14 protein-coding genes are annotated in these 18,036 nt (G+C 66.7%); 4 read left to right on the top strand and 10 right to left on the bottom strand.

Annotated features, from left to right (window positions below; translation table 11 throughout):
• Positions 1-161: 161 nt before the first annotated feature.
• Positions 162-1,553 carry an HNH endonuclease signature motif containing protein gene (locus tag BACI348_RS20685; RefSeq protein WP_442858526.1) on the bottom strand — a complete coding sequence of 464 codons (1,392 nt, stop codon included), beginning with the start codon at positions 1,551-1,553 and terminating at the stop codon, positions 162-164.
• On the opposite strand from BACI348_RS20685, the gene BACI348_RS20680 reads away from it, so the two are divergent.
• Positions 1,522-1,845 (top strand): hypothetical protein, encoded by a 324-nt coding sequence (locus BACI348_RS20680; protein WP_236557512.1) that lies wholly within the window; start codon positions 1,522-1,524, stop codon positions 1,843-1,845. The two genes, BACI348_RS20685 and BACI348_RS20680, sit on opposite strands and share 32 nt — an antisense overlap.
• 198 nt (positions 1,846-2,043) lie before the next feature.
• On the opposite strand, the gene BACI348_RS09780 is transcribed toward BACI348_RS20680, so the two are convergent.
• Positions 2,044-2,508, bottom strand: a complete 465-nt coding sequence (locus tag BACI348_RS09780; RefSeq protein ID WP_159825335.1) for a DUF8821 family protein — start codon at positions 2,506-2,508, stop codon at positions 2,044-2,046.
• 103 nt (positions 2,509-2,611) lie between these two features.
• Positions 2,612-4,477 carry a dihydroxy-acid dehydratase gene (gene ilvD / locus BACI348_RS09775; protein WP_159825333.1) on the bottom strand — a complete coding sequence of 622 codons (1,866 nt, stop codon included), beginning with the start codon at positions 4,475-4,477 and terminating at the stop codon, positions 2,612-2,614.
• Between the two features lie 87 nt (positions 4,478-4,564).
• Between ilvD and BACI348_RS09770 the strand changes: the two genes are divergently transcribed.
• Positions 4,565-5,404 carry a helix-turn-helix transcriptional regulator gene (locus BACI348_RS09770; RefSeq protein WP_159829976.1) on the top strand — a complete coding sequence of 280 codons (840 nt, stop codon included), beginning with the start codon at positions 4,565-4,567 and terminating at the stop codon, positions 5,402-5,404.
• A 37-nt stretch (positions 5,405-5,441) separates the two neighbouring features.
• Here BACI348_RS09770 and BACI348_RS09765 read toward each other — a convergent pair whose 3' ends face one another.
• Complete coding sequence (locus tag BACI348_RS09765) at positions 5,442-6,452, bottom strand: LacI family DNA-binding transcriptional regulator (RefSeq protein ID WP_159829974.1); 1,011 nt, start codon at positions 6,450-6,452, stop codon at positions 5,442-5,444.
• A gap of 167 nt (positions 6,453-6,619) precedes the next feature.
• Here BACI348_RS09765 and BACI348_RS09760 point away from each other — a divergent pair, with 167 nt between their 5' ends.
• Positions 6,620-7,555 carry a dihydrodipicolinate synthase family protein gene (locus BACI348_RS09760; RefSeq protein WP_159825331.1) on the top strand — a complete coding sequence of 312 codons (936 nt, stop codon included), beginning with the start codon at positions 6,620-6,622 and terminating at the stop codon, positions 7,553-7,555.
• 176 nt (positions 7,556-7,731) lie between these two features.
• Positions 7,732-9,048: an Nramp family divalent metal transporter gene (locus BACI348_RS09755; RefSeq protein WP_201298406.1), complete on the top strand. Its 1,317-nt coding sequence runs from the start codon at positions 7,732-7,734 to the stop codon at positions 9,046-9,048.
• Between the two features lie 70 nt (positions 9,049-9,118).
• On the opposite strand, the gene BACI348_RS09750 is transcribed toward BACI348_RS09755, so the two are convergent.
• From BACI348_RS09750 to BACI348_RS09725, 6 genes are all read right to left on the bottom strand, one after another.
• Complete coding sequence (locus tag BACI348_RS09750; RefSeq protein ID WP_159825329.1) at positions 9,119-9,937, bottom strand: nucleoside hydrolase; 819 nt, start codon at positions 9,935-9,937, stop codon at positions 9,119-9,121.
• Positions 9,938-9,942: 5 nt separating this feature from the next.
• Complete coding sequence (locus BACI348_RS09745) at positions 9,943-12,231, bottom strand: alpha-L-rhamnosidase (protein ID WP_159825327.1); 2,289 nt, start codon at positions 12,229-12,231, stop codon at positions 9,943-9,945.
• A gap of 58 nt (positions 12,232-12,289) precedes the next feature.
• Positions 12,290-13,297: an oligopeptide/dipeptide ABC transporter ATP-binding protein gene (locus tag BACI348_RS09740; protein ID WP_159825325.1), complete on the bottom strand. Its 1,008-nt coding sequence runs from the start codon at positions 13,295-13,297 to the stop codon at positions 12,290-12,292.
• Entirely contained in the window at positions 13,294-15,384 is a 2,091-nt protein-coding gene (locus BACI348_RS09735) for a dipeptide/oligopeptide/nickel ABC transporter permease/ATP-binding protein (protein WP_159825323.1), read from the bottom strand. Before BACI348_RS09735 ends, BACI348_RS09740 begins: the two co-directional genes overlap by 4 nt.
• Positions 15,381-16,334 carry an ABC transporter permease gene (locus BACI348_RS09730; protein WP_159825321.1) on the bottom strand — a complete coding sequence of 318 codons (954 nt, stop codon included), beginning with the start codon at positions 16,332-16,334 and terminating at the stop codon, positions 15,381-15,383. Before BACI348_RS09730 ends, BACI348_RS09735 begins: the two co-directional genes overlap by 4 nt.
• 68 nt (positions 16,335-16,402) lie before the next feature.
• The gene (locus tag BACI348_RS09725; RefSeq protein ID WP_159825319.1) at positions 16,403-17,959 is read right to left on the bottom strand and encodes an ABC transporter substrate-binding protein; all 1,557 of its coding nucleotides are present in this window, start codon (positions 17,957-17,959) and stop codon (positions 16,403-16,405) included.
• Between the last annotated feature and the right edge of the window lie 77 nt (positions 17,960-18,036).

The raw sequence follows: 18,036 nt of genomic DNA, 5'->3' as shown, positions 1-18,036 counted from the left end.
GATGTGTTGCAAGGGTGGGCGGATAAGCCGCGCGGAAGCAATTGGATGTGACCTATGCGACACCCCGGCGATGTAACGAAGAGTCACCGAAGCGGGAATTGCCCCCGGAACGGTGCTGCAACGAAACCGCGCCAGCCACACCGCCTGCCGGGGCAGAATAGTTAGAACGGTGGTGGTTCCAGCTGCCGGAACGGATACTCCGCTTGTCCGGCGTCCGCTGGTTCGGTGGTGTATTTCCGGCCCAGCGGTGAACGCCACTCAAGATCCCCGGAACGGGATCCGTGTTTGTAGCTCCACGCGCCGAGGGACTTCAGTGCATGATGGCGGCGGCAAAGCATAGTCAGGTTGCCGGGGTCGGTGGTGCCGCCGTCCTGCCACTCGGTGGTATGGTCGGGTTCGCAGGCGGTGACACGGCGGGTGCATCCCGGGAACCGGCAGGTCCCGTCGCGGCACTGCAGGAAACGGCGCAACGCCTTTGGCGGCCTATAGGCCCTGCGCCCCACACCCAACGCCTGCCCCGTGATTTCTTCCGTGAACACCAGATGCCACGCAGGAGCCAAAGCCGCCAAGCGCCGGGCCGTTGCAGCATCAATGGGCCCATACCCATCAAGCTCCGCCGTTCCGAAGTCAACTGCCGGCGGCCCAGTCCCACCAGGTCGAGCCGCGCCAAGTCCAGCGGTTGCGGGCCCGGCAGCGCCAAGTCCAGCGGTTGCGGGCCCGGCAGCGCCAAGTCCAGCGGCCGCTGAGGGCGATTTGTCAGGTTCGGCAGGTTCGGCACCATCATCGGAACCCGGGCCCCCGCCAAATACCTGCCCTACGGGAATAGTCACCACAATCTCGGGCCGGAACACCCGCGATCCCGCCCCGTCATGGCCACCAAAGAGCTCGTCACGCCCACCAAGAAGCTTGTCAGGTCCACCCGATTCAGGGCCCTCAAAAACAGTGCCGCCAAAGAGGCGGTAGGCCAGCGCTTCAGCGCGGAACTCCGACAACGTAAGGGAATCCACAGCAACGCCAGGCCCGGACGCAGCGTCGGGTCCGGAAGTACTGCCAGCTCCAAGTGCAGCGCCGTGCCCGGGAAGCCCCTGTTCCTTGGGCTCAGCGGCCCGGCCGCTGGCCAGCCGCGCATCACGATCGAGCCCGCGATAAATCGCCAGCCCCACCTCCGCGTCCAGGAACGCCGAAAGCGTACACATCCCGTCCGGCTCAGCCCTGAACCACACACCCCGCTCCCGCTGGGCCGCCCTCTTACGCGCCGCGGGACTCTCCGGATGCAACCGTTCCCGCAACCGCCGCAAACAAGCACGCAATTCAGCCGGAGTACGCCGCCGCCCATGCCGCGTCCAGGCCCGCCGCAACGCCACCGACGCGAACCTCTCCGCCAGCCCCGCAGGCAGCGAACGCGCCTGATCAACAATGACCCGGGCATGCGCCTCGGAAATCTCCCCCGCCTCCAACGCTTCAAGAACCTCCCAGTGAGTCGTCGTCAACTCCGCGGCATCATTGAGCAAACGCGCGGCCGTGCCCTCCGACAGCGCACAGGCAGTAGACACCTCCGTAACCGCCAACGCATGGGCCTCATCCCCGCCAAACCGCAACGGCTGGCACACCTCCCGCCCCGACGCTTCCTCCGCAACAGCCTCCTCAACCCGGGCCAGCCCGCCCCGCTTCATCGCCACAGCCCAAGCAATCAACCTGTCAGCCGACTCCACCATCCGCACCGCACCATCAGCCGTCAGAAAAGAAGGAACCGGAAAACTCACCGTCCCGGCCAGGAGCGAATCCTCCCCGTCCGAGAACACCACAGCCGGAACCCACGCCTCGTCACCAACGACGAACGCCTGAACCTCCACGCCGCACCACCCTCCCGGAACGCTTACCGGCCCCTCAACCTCGGGACACTTCCAGACTAGGGAGAGGGTCTGACATTCAAGCCCTAACCAGTGCGTTCACCGGTCGAGGGCAGCCGGGTCTGCAAAAAGGCCGGTTACCACCAGGCCCGGACCGACAACGGTTGCAGCTGCTGCGGAGCATAAGCAGGAATCAGTACTGGCCCTTGATCACAAAGTAGGAGCCGCGGATCACGCCGGCGAGCTTCGACTTCTGGCGCGCGAACTTGAAGCTGGACGCCAGCTCCTCGGGGACGTCCATGCCGTCGGAGAGCTTGAAACCGACCGCCCGCTTCGAACCTTCCTCGATGCCGTACATAACGTTGATGGACAGGCCGGATTCGTAGAACACATACGCCATCCGCAGCCCATCCACCTCGAAGGCCGAGACCTCAAGCGGCCGGGAGGAGATGACCAGGTTTCGCTCTGTGGCGAGGATGTTGTGGATGTACTCCAGGATCTCCGGCGCCTCATCAGCCGGCGTAACGGCGAAGTCGTGGCCGTACTTGGTTTTGTAGTAGCGCGCCTCGTTGGCGCGCAGCCCTGCCAGCGCCTCCGCGACGGGTGATGACTCCAAACCAATGGCGGAGACGTTCTTGAAATCTACGGTGTACGGCAATGGATCCTCCTGGCATTTTTCCTTCGCACATCGTCGCAGATCGGGGCGCACTCCCGCAGTGGAAGGGCGCCCCAATCCTCACTATGCCGGAATCGGCACGGGCTTAGGCGAGGTTCTCCACCAGCGACACGTCCCGCACGGCGCCCTTGTCGGCGGACAGGGCCATGGCGGCATAGGCGCGAAGGGCCGGGGACACCTGCCGGTCCCGGTCCTTGGGCCTGAACCCGCCGTTGGCCAGCAGTTTCTCGCGGCGTTCGGCGAGGATCTCGTCGGAAACATCCAGCTGGAGGGAGCGCTCGCTGATGTTGATGCTGATGATGTCGCCGTCCTCCACCAGCGCGATGGTGCCGCCGGAGGCAGCCTCCGGGGAGATGTGTCCGATCGACAGGCCGGAGGTGCCGCCGGAGAAGCGGCCGTCCGTGATGAGGGCGCACTTCTTGCCCAGGCCGCGGCCCTTGAGGAACGACGTCGGGTAGAGCATTTCCTGCATGCCCGGACCGCCGCGCGGGCCCTCGTAGCGGATGACCACTACGTCGCCTTCCTTAACGCCCTTGTTCAGAATCTTTTCCACGGCTTCGTCCTGGGACTCGCACACAACGGCCGGGCCTTCGAAGGTCCAGATGGATTCGTCGACGCCGGCGGTCTTCACCACGGCCCCGTCGACGGCCACGTTGCCGCGGAGCACAGCCAGTCCGCCGTCCTTGGAGTAGGCATGCTCCACGGAGCGGATGCAGCCTTCCGCGGCGTCAGCGTCCAGGGATGTCCACTCGTTCGACTGGGAGAATGCGGTGGAGGAGCGGACGCCGCCGGGAGCTGCATGCCACAGGGCCTTCGCTTCCTCCGTGGCCTTGCCGCCGCGGACGTCCCAGTCATCGAGCCAGCCGTCCAGGTCCGCCGAGTGCACGGAGTGGACGTCCTTGTGCAGGAGCCCGCCGCGGTTCAGCTCACCCAGCAGTGCGGGGATACCGCCGGCGCGGTGCACGTCCTCCATGTAATAGGTCTTGTCCTTGGCGACGTTCGGGGCCACCTTCGCCAGACAGGGTACCTGGCGGGACTTGGCGTCCATCTCGGCCAGGCCGTAGTCCACGCCCGCCTCCTGGGCCGCGGCCAGCAGGTGCAGGATGGTGTTGGTGGAGCCGCCCATGGAGATGTCCAGGGCCATGGCGTTGTCGAAGGCCTTGGCGGTGGCGATGGAGCGCGGCAGCACGGAGTCGTCGTCGCCGTCGTAATAGCGCTTTACCAGCTCGACGACGGTGGCGCCGGCCTTCTCGTACAGGGCCTTACGCGCCGTGTGGGTCGCGAGCACGGAGCCGTTGCCGGGCAGGGCCAGGCCGATGGCCTCCGCGAGGCAGTTCATGGAGTTGGCGGTGAACATGCCGGAGCAGGAACCGCAGGTGGGACAGGCGTTCTCTTCGATGAGGTTGATGTCCTCGTCCGAGATGGACTCATCCACGGCGTCGGCAATCGCGTTCACCAGGTCCAGGGAGCGCACGGAACCATCGGTCAGGGTCACGCGGCCGGCCTCCATGGGGCCGCCTGAGACGAACACCACGGGGATGTTGAGGCGGAGGGCCGCCATGAGCATGCCCGGGGTGATCTTGTCGCAGTTGGAGATGCAGACCAGGGCGTCGGCGCAGTGCGCGTTGACCATGTACTCCACGGAGTCGGCGATCAGGTCGCGGGACGGCAGCGAGTACAGCATGCCGGCGTGGCCCATCGCGATGCCGTCGTCCACGGCGATGGTGTTGAATTCGCGCGGGACGGCGCCGGCGGCGAGGATCGCGTCGGAGACGATCCGGCCCACAGGGGCGAGGTGGGTGTGGCCCGGGACGAATTCGGTGAAGGAGTTTGCCACGGCGATGATCGGCTTGCCGATATCGGTGTTGGCGACGCCGGAGGCGCGCAGCAGTGCGCGGGCTCCGGCCATGTTGCGGCCATGGGTGACAGTGCGTGAACGGAGAGGAGGCATGCTACTGATCCTGCCGTTCCGGCCTGCTCGGCGGAAGACAGTGTTGATACTAGTAGTACGAGTAACAGAGTACTAGTGTTGGTTGGCGTGAAAGACGCCGGCGAAAAGCGCAAGGAACTGGGGCTGTTTCTGCGGGCCCGCCGCGACCAGGCTTTGCGGTCAGAGTATGGGCTGCCGCCGGTGGCGCGGCGGCGTGAACGGGGGCTGCGCCGCGAGGAAGTTGCGTTCCTTTCCGGGGTCAGCGTCACCTGGTATACCTGGCTTGAACAGGGACGGGAGATCAGGCCCTCCCGGGAAGTCCTCGAAGCCGTGGCCCGGACCCTGCACCTCTCGGAGACCGGACGCTCGTACGTCCTGTCACTGGGCGGCTATTCCGTGCCGGTTGCGGCCGGTCCGGCGGCCGCAGACGCGCCGGCCCACATCCAGCGCCTCCTCGATGCCCTGGGACCCAATCCGGCCTTCGCACTGGCGCCCGACTGGAGCGTTACGGGGTGGAACCGCGCCTACGCCGCGCTGTATCCGAACATTGCCAACGTGACGGCTCCGGAACGGAACCTGCTGTGGCTGGTCTTCACCGACCCCTATGTCAAGGAACTGCTGCCCGACTGGGATGTCACCAGCAGGCGGTTCCTGGCGGAGTTCCGGGCCGAAGCCGGGCAGCGGCTCGGCGACCCGGACGTTGCCTACCAGGTGGAGCGGCTCAAGGAGACGAGCCCTGAGTTCAAGGAGGGCTGGGACCGGTACGACATCCATGGCTTCGAATCCCGGGAACGCCTGTTTCACCACCCCTCGGTGGGCGTTCTCAGGCTGGAGCACCACCAGGTTTCACCATCGGACCGGCCGGACCTGCATATTGTGGTCTACACCCCGGCCCCGGACAGCGACGCGGCAGAGCAGATCCAGCGGCTTTTAGCTGCCGGCAGCTAGAACCGGCCTTCAATAATGCCGAAGATGCTGCAGGGAACTAATGCTTCGGCGTTCCGCTGGACTGGCGTGGGATGAGCGTCGGCATCGAGCGCCTGATGAGGGGTTCCGTACCGGGGTTGACGATGAGATCTATGGCTGTGGCGGCGATCTGATCCAAGGGAACGCGGACCGAGCTTAAGGGTGTGGGCAGCCGCGCCGAAAGGGGGGTGTCGTTGTACCCGACCAGTGCGAGGTCATCGGGGATGGTGATGCCGCCGCGGTGCGCTGCCGCCATGACGCCCATGGCGATGTTGTCGTTGGCCGCGAAGATCGCTGTGGGACGACGGTCGGCGGCCAGGAGTGTTTCACCTGCGGTGTAGCCGTTTTCAATGCCGTAACCTGCGGCGATGAGCCACTTGTCCGGCGGGTTGATGCCAGCTTCTTCCATGGCCCTGCGGGCGCCGGCGAGACGGGCAGTTCCGGTGGACGTGAAGGCGGGGCCGGTCACGACGGCGATGTCGCGGTGGCCGAGGTCGACGAGGTGGCGCACGGCGAGGTAACCCCCTACTTCGTCGTCTCCGAGCGCTGACGGGCTGATGCCGTCGGTGCGGAGTACCAGTGCGTGCGCTACCCGGCGTTCACGCAGGAGCCGGGGGAGTTCGTCGTCGAGCCGGGCCGTAGCAAGGATCAGCCCGTCCACGTTTCTGTCCAGGAGTGTTTCAGCGGCGCTGCGTTCTTCGTCAGGGTCATCCCCGCTGGTAGCGACCATGGCGAAGTATCCGCGGGAGGACGCGGCCTTCTCGAGCTCTTCGAACATCAGCGCCATGACGGTGTCGCTCAAGCGGGGGACAAGGACGCCCAGCGTCCGGGTCTCACCGCGGCGAAGGCTGGAGGCGAAAGAGTTCCTCCGGTACCCGAGCTGTTCGGCAATCTTCCGCACGTTCGCTGCGGCTGCAGACCGGGACGTGGTCCGTTCATCCAAGGCGCGGCTGGCCGTGGAAATGCTAACGCCACTGGCCGCTGCGACGTCCTTGAGGGTGACGACATTGCCGGTGGCGGCCGGTTCCATGGCGGTTCTCCTGGTCAGCAGAGGTGTTACAGACACTCTAGTCCTCCTTGATTGCAAACGTTCTCTTGACAGTGAGCTGCGACACGTGGAAACTTGAAAACGTTCCCGCAAACGTTCTCACCATAACGGGATTACCGACCATCAAAGAAGACAAGAAGGTAGCTGCAATGACACTCGATCTCCGCGGGCTCAGCCCCGCACCTGTCACCCCGTTCACTGAAGACGGTGCCGTCGACTACGCGGCGATCCAGCGCCTGGGTTCGTGGCTCGGATCGATTGACGGCGTGAAGAGCCTGGTCGTCCTGGGGCACGCCGGCGAAGGCACGTTCCTTACCGAAGAGGAACAGCTGGACGTCATCCGCGCGTTCGTGGCGTCGACTGACGGCCGCGTGCCGGTGGTGGCCGGCATCACGAAGGAGGGCAACAAGACCGCGGCCCTTGAGGCCAAAAAGGCCGTCGAAGCCGGCGCGTCAGCTGGTCTCGTCTATCCCTCGCACGGGTGGCTGCGCTTCGGGTACCAGAAAGGCGCGCCCCAGTCGCGCTACCAGGAGATCTACGAAGAGTCCGGCCTGCCGCTGATCCTGTTCCAGTACCCCGACAACACCAAAGCGACCTACGACCTTGATACCCAACTGGAGATCGCGGGCCAGGAGGGCGTCTTTGCCACGAAGAACGGTGTCCGGAACATGCGCCGGTGGTACACCGAGATCCCCGCGCTGCGCGCCGCGTACCCCGAACTGCAGGTGCTGTCCTGCCATGACGAGTACCTGCTGCCGACGATGTTCGATGTCGACGGTCTGCTCGTCGGCTACGGCAACATCGCCCCCGAACTGCTGGTCGAACTGATCGAAGCCGGCAAGGCGCAGGACTACCGGCGTGCCCACGCCATCCACGAGCGACTGCTCCCGGTCACCAAAAACGTTTACCACCGCGGGTCCCACATGGAGGGCACCGTCGCCTTGAAGTGGGGCCTCGTGAACCGCGGCATTCTGGAGCACGCCACAGTGCGCACCCCGCTCCTGCCCCTGCCCGAGGGCGCCGACACCGAAATTGCGGAAGCCTTCGCCGCCGCAAACATCGGCAAGGTCACCGTCAGCGCCTGACGGACAACAGGGTGCGTGCGGGAAAGGTTGCACCGCACGCACCCTGGCTCGAACACTGCTCGCGTTTACGCGGGAAATCGGCCACTTCGGTCGGCCGCCCACCCGACATTGAGGTCGGAATCAAGAAGTCAAAGAAGACTGTGCGGGAGAATAGTCCCGTGGAAGGAGGGCGCGCCGTGACTGAACACACGAAGACGCCTAGCACCTCTAAGCCGGGAACCGGCTTCGGACATCTGTCCACCAGCAGCGTCCAGAGCAACGTCGAGGCCCGAAAGACCCGTCGATCATTCTGGGGCCAACTTGCCCTGATTGGTCCAGCCTTCGTCGCCGGCGCCTGGCAGTTCGGGCCCGGTAACCTCGCCACCGCCGTCCAGGCTGGCAGCGGCTACCAATACACCCTGATCTGGGTGATCATTGTCTCCACCATCCTGATGATCTTCCTCACGGACATGAGCGTGCGTCTTGGCATCAAATCGCCCGTGTCACTCATCCAATCGATCAAGGACCACCTGGGAAAGAAGGTCGGGGTCATCGCCGGCATCGGCGTCTTCCTGGTCACCTTGTGCTTCTCGGTGGGCAACGCCGTCGGCCTAGGCCTGGGCGCGTCAATGCTGCTAGGCGGATCGCCGGTGATGTGGACGATCATCGGCACCGCCGTGGTCGCCACGATTCTTCTGTTCCGCAACGTCTATCGGGTAATCGAGAAGGTGCTCGTCGTGATGGTTGGCGTCATGGCGATTGCCTTCGTCACATCGGCGTTCATCGCGAACCCCGACTGGGCCGCGGCAGCATCCGGGCTTGTTCCCAGCGTCCCTGACGATGCCTGGTTATTGGTGATCGCATTGGTCGGCACGAACTTCTCCGTAAATGCCGCCTTCTACACCTCTTACGGCACGAAGGAGCGCACACGCAGCGAGGACGACTACCGCGACATCACCATGGTCGATACGGTTCCCGGCATCGTTGCCCCTGGCATCATGACGTCGCTCGTCATCGTCGTTGCGGCCTCCGTACTGGGTGCCACGGGCAAGGTCGCCTCAATTATGGGCCAGCTTGGCAGCGTCTTTGAGCCCCTGGCCGGCCCGATCGGCACCGCGATCTTCGCCATCGGGTTCACCGGCGCCGCTTTCTCTGCCATGACCGCCAACTGCACCGCCGGCGGCACCATGCTCTCCGACGCACTCAACAGGCGTGGCACTAACGGCATCACTTCGGGCACACAGAAGCTGATCAGCGGGATCATCCTCGCGTTCGGCCTCACCATCACGGTCATCTTCCAAACCTCACCGGTGCAGGTCATCGTTATCGCCCAGGCGCTGACGATCCTGGTTGCACCTCTGCTGGCAACACTGATCGTGGTGATGGCCAATCGCCGCGACCTGATGGGTTCGCTGCGCAATAAGTGGTGGCAGAACCTCTTTGGCGTGGTGGGCCTCCTCGCGGTGCTCGCCCTGTCCGTTCGACTGATCCTCAACTTCGCGGCCGGCGGCTGACGCTCTCGTTATCCGCACACAAAGTAGTGCCCCCATCCGAAGGGTGGGGGCACTACTGGCATATCCACCATTAGTACCCGTGGGCGCCGAGCTGCCCGAGCAGGTCGTCCCACAGTCCGCCGTGGTCGACCTGGTGGTGGATGACAGTTCCGGGCACGGCCGGGATTGCACAAGCGCCAACGCCCGGCACAAACGGCACCAGGACACTGTCACCCAGCGTCAGCGTGGCGCCGAGCTCCACGAACGGCGGCACGTCGAGAAGCCGTTCCGCCAGCCAGGAGCCCACCGGCGATGCAGCGGCCAGGTCATTCTTCACCGCGTCCACGGCAACGGTCATCCGCGTGTACTCCTCGAAAGGGATCCGGACCATGGGCATCCCCGACGCCAGGACGTCCGCCGCCGCTTCCAGGTCAGTATCCGCGTTGTACTCTCCGCTGCCTGCCTCGGCCAGCGTGCCCCCAACCCACACGAGCGTGACGCGCTCGGCGAGCACCGGGTCCAGCCGCAGCGCGGCAGCGACGTTGGTCAGCGGACCGCCGCACAGAACCGTGGTCCGCCCGTAGCGGGCGGACACCTCCACGATGGCGCGCGCCGCATCACTGACCTGCACCGGACCCGTTCCGGTGGCCTCCGCACCGGTCACCACGGGCACGCCGGTGACTCCCATCAGCTCAAGGAGATGAGAGGCAAGCTCCGCGCCACGGCTGGACGTAGCCGCCGCGTCCAGGGCAGCCACCCGGGCCAGGCCCGGGTCCAGAAGCGACGAAGTGACCAGCACCTCAGGATCCGGCCCGCAACGCAGGAGGATGTGCGCCAGGGCCACCAACCCGTCAGGATCGCCGCCGAAGTCGTTGTCGACGATCAGCAGGCCGCCGAAAGTTTCAGCCACAGCGCCTACACTCCCGTCGGGACGGCCAGGGCCGCAGGCCCGGTGAAGCTGTGCGTGCCGGCGCCGACAGTGCGGGACGCGCCGCCCGGAAGTACGACGTCGGCCTCCACTCCCCCAGGTACCGTCGCCTCGAGGCGGAACCCGCCGTCGTCGTTCTTCCATTCCACGCGGATAGTGCCATGCGCCGTTTTCAGGGAGGTGGTGGCCCAGTCGATGCCTTCGCCCGGGACGGGTGCGATCCGGACCTTGCTGTATCCGGGTGCCAGCGGGCTGAGGCCGCCGACGCCCTTGTGCAGCCAGTCGGCCACGGCGCCCAGGGCGTAGTGGTTGAAACTGGTCATCTCGCCGGGGTTGATGGTGCCGTCCGGCAGCATGGAGTCCCAGCGTTCCCAAACAGTGGTGGCGCCCATGGTGACCGGGTAGAGCCAGGACGGGCATTCCTGTTCCAGCAGCAGGCGGTAGGCCTCCTCGCTGTGGCCGGTGTCCGTGAGGGCGCCGGTGATGAACGGGGTCCCGGCGAAACCGGTGGACACACGGTAGTTGTTCTTCCGGACCAGCTCGGCAAGGCGGTTGCCCGCGAAATCGATGTGTTCCGCGCTGGGCAGGATCCCGAAGGCAATGGCCAGCGCGTAGACGGTAGTGCAGTCGCTGTGGATGGTGCCGTCGGCAACCACGTAGTGCTCGAGGAACGAGGTCTGGACGCGGGCGGCGAGCTGCTCGAAGTGCTCGGCATCCTCATGGTGGCCCAGCAGCCGGGCGGTCTTGGCGGTGATGGTGGCCGTGCGGAACAGGCAGGTGGTGGCCACCACGCCGGTGTCCGCCTTGGCTGCCCACGGCTGGTCCGGAGCGGCGTCCGGGTCCAGCCAGTCGCCGAACTGGAAGCCCGTGTCCCACAGCCCGGTGGGTGAGAGCAGGCCCTCCACCCGCCCGGTATGCGCAGCCATCGATTCGTACTGGGTCGTCAGGACCGTGTCATCGCCGTACGCCTCCCACATCGCCCAGGGCACCCACACGGAGGCTTCGCTCCACAGCGCGGAGGATTCCGGCGCCGGGAAGCCGGCTGGCTGCGGGTTGTATTTGAGGGCGTCCGGGACGGTGATGGGCACCAGCCCGTCAGCTGCCTTCTGCTCGGCGGCGAGGTCCAGGAGCCAGTCCTGCAGGAAGCCCTTGACGTCGTAGAGGAACGCGGCCGTGGGTGCGAAGACTCCGATGTCGCCGGTCCAGCCGAGCCGCTCGTCGCGCTGCGGGCAGTCAGTGGGCAGGTCCAGGAAGTTGCCCCGCAGCCCCCAGACAATGTTGCGGTGCAGCTGGTTCACCAGTTCGTTGGAGCACTCGAACGTGCCGATGCGCTCCAGTTCGGAGTGGACCACCACCGCCTCCAGCGAGTCCTCGGTGAGGGTGCCCGGCCAGCCGGAAATCTCGGCGTAGCGGAAGCCGTGGAAGGTTTTGGTCGGTTCGAAGGAGTCCTCATCGCCGGACAGGATGAACGTGTCCGCGGCCTTGGCGGTCCGCAGCGGACGGACGCCCAGCTCGCCGTCTTCCAGCACTTCGGCATGGCGCACCGTGATGGTCTCCCCCGCCTCGCCCTGGACGGTGAACCGGACCCAGCCCACGAGGTTCTGGCCGAAGTCCACGAGCGTCTTGCCGGCAGGTGAGGTAAAGACTTTCACGGGACGGACGACGGCGGTGCGCACCACGGGCGGTCCCACCGGCTCAGCCAGCCGGTCGACGTCGAACGCCACCTTATTCACGCCGGTCCAGTCAGTGCCGGGAGCGAAGCCGGGCTCGGCCCAGCCGGGCTGGTTGCGCCGGGCGTCGATGGTCTGCCCATCGTAGAGGTCATTGAATGTGGTGGCGGAAGGGCCGGACTGCCAGGACGCATCCGACGCGATGGACTGGACGTGGCCGTCCTCGAACACAACATCCAGCTGCCCGAAGAACCCCAGCTGGTCGCCGTAGAGGTTGGACAGGCCGTGCCATGCGAGGCGCCCGCGGTACCAGCCGTTGCCCAGCGAAACGCCAATGACACTGGTTGGCCGGATCAGCGGCGTCACGTCATAGCTGCGGTACCGGAGCCGCCACTCGTAGGAGCTCCAGCCGGGGCTCAGCACGTCCTCACCCACCGGAACGCCGTTGATCAGGGCCTCGTAGACTCCGAACGCGGTGGCCCGCAGCGTCGCCTTGGCCACTGCGCCGTGGCCCTCGTCCAGCTGGAATTCCTTGCGCAGGAGCGGGGCGCCGTCGCAGTCTTCAGCGGGGGTGATCATGGCGGCGAACCAGGGTGTTGACGTCATGGAAGGTGTGTTCCGTTCGGTAGGAAGGCGGGTCGAGGAAGTCGGGGATGTTGCGCGGTCACGCGTAGTGGCAGGCGACGTCGGAGCCGCCCACCTGCCGGAGCGCCGGGCGTTCGGTGGCGCACAGTTCCGTGGCCAGCGGGCAGCGGAGCCGGAACGGGCAGCCGCCGGGTCCCGGCACCGCCGCCGCGCCGGTGCGGACGCCCAGGGACTCCCGCGCCTCCCGGCGTGCTGCCTGCTCGGCGGGCCGCGGTACGGGGGACGCGGCGACGAGCGCCTGGGTAAACGGGTGCTTCGGGTTCTCGGTGACGGCGGCCGCAGGCCCGCTTTCCATCACCTGGCCGCGGTAGAGGACCACCACGCGCTGGGCCAGGAACTGCACCACGGCGATGTCGTGGGCAATAAAGAGGTAGCTGAGTCCCCGTTCGTCCCGCAGGTCGGCCAGGAGGTTCAGCACCTGCGCTTGGGTGGAGAGGTCCAGGGCGCTCACGGCCTCATCGCAAACCACCAGGTTGGGATCGCAGATCAGGGCGCGGGCCACGGAGATGCGCTGCCGCTGCCCGCCGGAGAACTGGCTGGGGTACCGGTCCACGGCCTCGCGGGGCAGGCCCACGCGTTCCAGCATGTCCTCGGCCCGCTGCCGGGCTTCCGCGGCGGAGACGCCACGGAGGCGGAGCGGTTCTGCCAGCGAGGAGCCCACCGTGTTCCGCGGGTTCAGCGAGGAATTGGGGTCCTGGAAAACGGCCCGCAGCTCACTCCCCAGGGCCCGGCGCTGGGACGCGCCCGCGGCGGTGATGTCCTTGCCCTGGTACGTGATGGACCCGCCGGAGACCTTTTGCAGGCCCAGAATCGCCTTGCCAATGGTCGATTTTCCGGAGCCCGACTCCCCCACCAGCCCCACAGTCTCGCCGGGAGCGATGCTGAAGCTGACGCGGTCGACGGCGGCGGGCCCGGCGGCTGCCTTGCGCCCCCGTCCGTAGCGGACCACCAGGTCCTCGACCTCCAGCAGCGGCTGGGCGGCACCGGGCAGCGAAGCTTCGGGGCGGACCGAGGTTGCGGTGCTCATGCGTGATCCTTTTCTACGGTCCGGGTTTTAACTGCCCTGGCTTCGGACAGGGTCAGAACGTGGTGGCTGGGGACATCGGTGGCCACCCAGTCCAGGCCCTCGACGGCGAGTTCGTCCGCCTTGACGCAGCGGACCACACCGTCGGCGGTTCCGGAGGGCAGCAGCGGGATGGGGACCAAGCACGCGGAGCCGGCGAACTGGCAGCGGGCGGCGAAGCGGCATGTGGCGGGCCAGTCCTTGGGCTGCGGAACCTGGCCGCTGATGGTGGCCAGCCGTTCCGGCATGTCAGCGGCGCGGTTGGCGTGCGGGTCCGCGGCGAGCAGGGCAAGGGTGTAGGGGTGGCGCGCGTTGTCCAGGATGCTGTCCGTGCGGCCGTTCTCCACCACCTCGCCCGCGTACATCACGGCCACCTGGTCGCAGAGGTCCGCCACCACACCGAGGTCGTGCGTGACCATCACCACCGACATTCCGGTGTCTTTTACCAGGCTGCGCAGGAGCGAGAGGATCTCGGCCTGCACGGTGACATCCAGGGCCGTGGTGGGTTCGTCCGCGACGAGCAGGCGCGGTCGCCCGGCGAGGGCCAGGGCGATGGCAACGCGCTGGGCCATGCCGCCGCTGATCTGGTGCGGGTAGGTCTTCAGGATCCGGGATGCATCCACGATGCCCACCTTTTCCAGCAGGCTGAGGGCTTCGGCCTTCGCTTCGGCCCTGCCCATCCGGCGGAGCCGGCGGACGGTGGCGGTGAGCTGGTAGCCCACGGTGAACATGGGGTCCAGGGCTCGCATGGGTTCCTGGGAGATGAGGGCGATATCGCGGCCGCGGATCCCTTCCATGTCCTTGTCCGTGGCCGCGGCAAGGTTCTTGCCGTTCCACAGGATCTGGCCCCCGGTCACCGAAACGCCGGAGGGCAGCAGGCCCAGAAGGGACAGCGCGGTCATGGTCTTGCCGCAGCCGGATTCGCCCACGAGGCCCAGGACCGTGCCGGGTTCGACGTCGAAGGAGACGTCCGTGACCAGGCGGACGCCCTCGCCCGCACCTGCAGAGTCGACGCCGACCGAGAGGTTGCGGACGCTCAGCTTCCCTTTCGCAGCGTCCTTGGGCGCCGGGGCAGCAGCGGCGATGGTCGCAACAGCTTTGGCCCGCTGGCGCCGCGCCGCGGCGGAGGGCAGGTGCGAGGCTGTGGCGTTCGGCGACTTGCCCAGGGCATTTCCGATCGCGTTGGCGGCCAGGACCGTCAGCGCCAGGACGGCGCCGGTGGGGACCATCAGCCAGGGAGCGTCATAAACGTGCTGCGAGGCGCCCTGAATCATGCCGCCCCAGCTGGGCTGCGGGATGGGCGGGCCGAAGCCGATGAACGCGAGGCCGGCCTGGATCAGCATGCCGACGGCGAAGATCAGGGCCGCCTGGACCACAGTTGTGTTCGTCAGGCCGGGCAGCACGTGGCGGACGCTGATGCCGGCCCTGCCCATGCCGTCCACCTTGGCCGCATCCACGTACAGCTGGGACTGCAGGGACTTGGCCTGACCCAGCATCACCCGGTAAATGCCGGCCGAGATCAGCACACCCAGGATGCCCATGATCAGCGGGATGTTGGTTCCCACGGCGCCGATGACCGCCAGGATGATCACGGTGCCCGGCAGCGACATCATGATTTCGGTGACGCGGCTGATGACGTTCTCTACCCGCTCACCGCAGGCCGCCGCCAGCATGGCCAGGAGTGTTCCGAGGCCGACGGCGACAATCACCGTGATCATGGACGTCCCCAGAGTTCCGGCTGCTGAGGCGAAGATGCGGCTCAGCAGGTCCCGGCCCAGTTCGTCGGTGCCAAGCCAGTGGGCGGCCGTCGGTCCGGAGAGGACCGCGGTGAAGTCCTGGTCCTCGGTCTTGAACGGCAGCCAGAGCGGCGCGGTGAGTGAGGCGGCCACGAGCGCGGCCAGCCAGATTACGCCGGCGATGCTCGCCGGGGAGGCGAACAGCTTGCTGCCGGAGAATTTCTTCGCCGCGCTTTGGCGCGGGGCCTTGGGAAGGACGGCAGCCGCCGTCGGCTCCGCTGCATCTGCAGGTGCGGGGGCAACGTTGGGAATCATGAGGCACGCAACTTCGGGTCGAGGAACTTGGTGGCCAGTTCCAGCACCAGGTTCACGGCGACCACCACCACGGTGGCGATCACTACGACGCCCTGGACGGACGGGGCGTCATGGGTGCTGACGGAGTTCTGGACGGCCTGGCCCAGGCCCGGCATGGCGAACAGCTGCTCGGCGATGACAGATCCGCCGAAAAGTTGGATGAACTGCAGCGCGATGCCGGCCACGATGGGGAGGCTGGCGTAGCGCAGGGCGTGGACGTAGAGGATTTTCCAGGTAGGGGTGGCGGTGGCCCGGAGGGTGCGGATGTGTTCCTGCTGGAGCGCCTCGAGCATGGAAGCCCTGGTTTGGCGGGCGATGAACGCAGCGCCGCCCACGGCCAGGGTGATCACCGGCAGCGCCAAGGACAACGCCCAGTCCTGCGGGGAAGCCTCGAACGGTACGTAGCCGGTGGCCGGGAAGACGGAGGACTGGACGGCGAGGAGGTAGACGAAGATGATGCCGATCCAGAAGGCGGGGAGCGCCACGGCCATGCCGGCCACACCGCCGATGATGCGGTCCACCATGCCGCCGCGGACAGCGGCCGTGACGCCCAGCGCGATGCCGAGGACGGCGCTGAGTATGGTGGCTCCGGCCGCCAGGGAAGCGGTGACGGGGAGCCTGCCGGCGAGATCGCCGCTGACCGAGCGGCCGTCGATGAGCGAAATGCCGAGGTCACCCTGGACGGCGGCACCGAGCCAGTTGAAGAATTGGGCCACGAGGGGTTCGTTCCAGCCGAGGCGCTGGTTGACCTCGTCGATGGCCTCCTGGGAGGCGCCGGCGCCGAGGGATACGGCTCCCGGGCTGCCGGGCATTGCATGCACCAGCAGGAATGCCAGCACCGCAACCACCAGCACGGTGGCCAGCGCCATCAGCAGGCGCTTGGTGATGAATAGTGCCATGGTGACCTCCATCGGTCAGGCCCTTGCCAGGCGGGCCCTCGTCCTTGGGGGGGGGAGGGCCCGCCCGGCAGGTGCGGGTATTAGCTGGCCGGCTTGTAGGACGAGAGGAGCGGGTAGGCGTTGGTGCCGGCGAACTCCACCGGAGCCACCTTCCTGGTGTTGTAGCCCTGGTTGGTGAGCGCCTCGTACAGCGGGATCATCCAGCCGGATTCCACCAGGCGGGTGTTCAGCTTGGTGGCCGCTGCCTTGACGGCGGCGTCATCCGTGGCGGCGGCCAGCTCGCCGGTGGCTGCGCTGAGCTGGTCGTCGGTGGCCTTCTGCACGTTGGTGAAGCCGTTGAGGATTGCTCCGTACATCACGCCCACGGGGTTGTCCCAGTTCAGGGGTGCGTAGCCGAGGGGCGTGGTGGCGACGGCGGCGAAGGCTTCGTCAGTGGAGGCAGCCATCTTCACGTTCATGGTGATTCCGACGGCGGCAAGGTCCTTCTGGACTGCCTGCAGGTCCGTCTGGGTCTGGGCGCCGGCGATGATGGTGAACTCGAAGCCGTTCGGGTAGCCGGCCTCGGCCAGCAGGCTCTTGGCCTTGTCCGGGTTGTAGGCGAACGTGGTTTCAATGTCCTTGCTGAATCCTGCGGAGTCCTTGGGCAGGGCGTTCCAGGCGGGGATGTCGCCCTTGTGCAGTGCGTCCACCAAGGCCTGGCGGTTGATGGCGTACTGGATGGCCTGGCGGACCTTCTCCTCGGCGAAGGCCGGGGCGGTCTTGCCGATCTTGTCGAAGGAGATCATGGTGTTCACGGTGCCGCCGATCTGGGACACCCCCACACCCTTGGACTTGACGAAGTCAACGGTGTTGGAGGTCAGCATGGCCACGTCCGCCTGGCCGGACACCAGGGCGTTGGCGCGGGCCTGCGGGTCAAGGACCACACTGAAGATGACCTTGTTGAAGGCGTACTTGGAGGCTTCGGGGCTCTTGCTGTTCTTCACCAGGACGTACTTGTTGCCCTTCACCGTGGCCGGATCCAGGATGTAGGGGCCGGAGCCGTCCGGGGTGGCGGCGAGGGTGGCGGTGTCCGTGACGCCGTTCTTGCCAACGATCATGCCGGTGGTGGACGCCAGGTTCTTCTCGAAGCCGGGCTGCGGCTTGGTGAAGGTCAGGGCCACCTGGGTGGGGCTGACTACATCCACGGAGGCAATTTCCTGCGCGCCGCCCTTTGCCACGGCGGAGTAGGCGCTCAGTGCGGGATCGGACCGGCGGTCCAGGTTGGCCTTGACCAGCTCGGCGTCGAGCTTGGAGCCATCCGTGAAGGTCACGCCGTCCTTGAGGGTCAGCGTCAGGACGGTGTTGTCGGCGTTGTAGCTGAACTCCTTGGCCAGGCCCGGAGCTGCCGAACCGTCCGGCTGCAGCGTCATCAGGCTCTCGTAGAGGCCCTCGAAGAACTGCCGCTGGGCAGCCGAGACACGCAGTGGATCGTAGCCGAATGAGGCCGAGTCGCTGTCGATGGCGAGGGTCAGGGTGCCGGTGTCCGCCTTGGCGGTGGCCTGGCTGGAGCCGCCGCCGCAGGCGGTCAGCGATCCGAGCAGGAGCGCTCCGGCCAGAACGGCGGAGCTCGCACGGGCGGTGGAGTTCAGGAGTTTCATGTAGTGCGCCTTTGCATTCTGATGTCAGCGGAGAAGAACGTTGTGGGGCTGGCTGCTCGCCGGCTCCCACCAGCATC

The organism is Arthrobacter sp. 9AX (genome assembly GCF_902506095.1).
Lineage (GTDB): Bacteria > Actinomycetota > Actinomycetes > Actinomycetales > Micrococcaceae > Arthrobacter.
The sequence above is the reverse complement of the archived record's forward strand: the minus strand, read 5'-3'. Positions and strand labels throughout refer to the sequence as shown.

What these genes read in the sequence shown, in the direction of transcription:
- BACI348_RS09735 (WP_159825323.1), bottom strand. Translation starts at nt 15,384, where the DNA reads ATGATTCCCAACGTTGCCCCCGCACCTGCAGATGCAGCGGAGCCGACG.
- BACI348_RS09745 (WP_159825327.1), bottom strand. Translation starts at nt 12,231, where the DNA reads ATGACGTCAACACCCTGGTTCGCCGCCATGATCACCCCCGCTGAAGAC.
- ilvD (WP_159825333.1), bottom strand. Translation starts at nt 4,477, where the DNA reads ATGCCTCCTCTCCGTTCACGCACTGTCACCCATGGCCGCAACATGGCC.
- BACI348_RS09725 (WP_159825319.1), bottom strand. Translation starts at nt 17,959, where the DNA reads ATGAAACTCCTGAACTCCACCGCCCGTGCGAGCTCCGCCGTTCTGGCC.
- BACI348_RS09760 (WP_159825331.1), top strand. Translation starts at nt 6,620, where the DNA reads ATGACACTCGATCTCCGCGGGCTCAGCCCCGCACCTGTCACCCCGTTC.
- BACI348_RS09730 (WP_159825321.1), bottom strand. Translation starts at nt 16,334, where the DNA reads ATGGAGGTCACCATGGCACTATTCATCACCAAGCGCCTGCTGATGGCG.
- BACI348_RS09740 (WP_159825325.1), bottom strand. Translation starts at nt 13,297, where the DNA reads ATGAGCACCGCAACCTCGGTCCGCCCCGAAGCTTCGCTGCCCGGTGCC.
- BACI348_RS09765 (WP_159829974.1), bottom strand. Translation starts at nt 6,452, where the DNA reads ATGGAACCGGCCGCCACCGGCAATGTCGTCACCCTCAAGGACGTCGCA.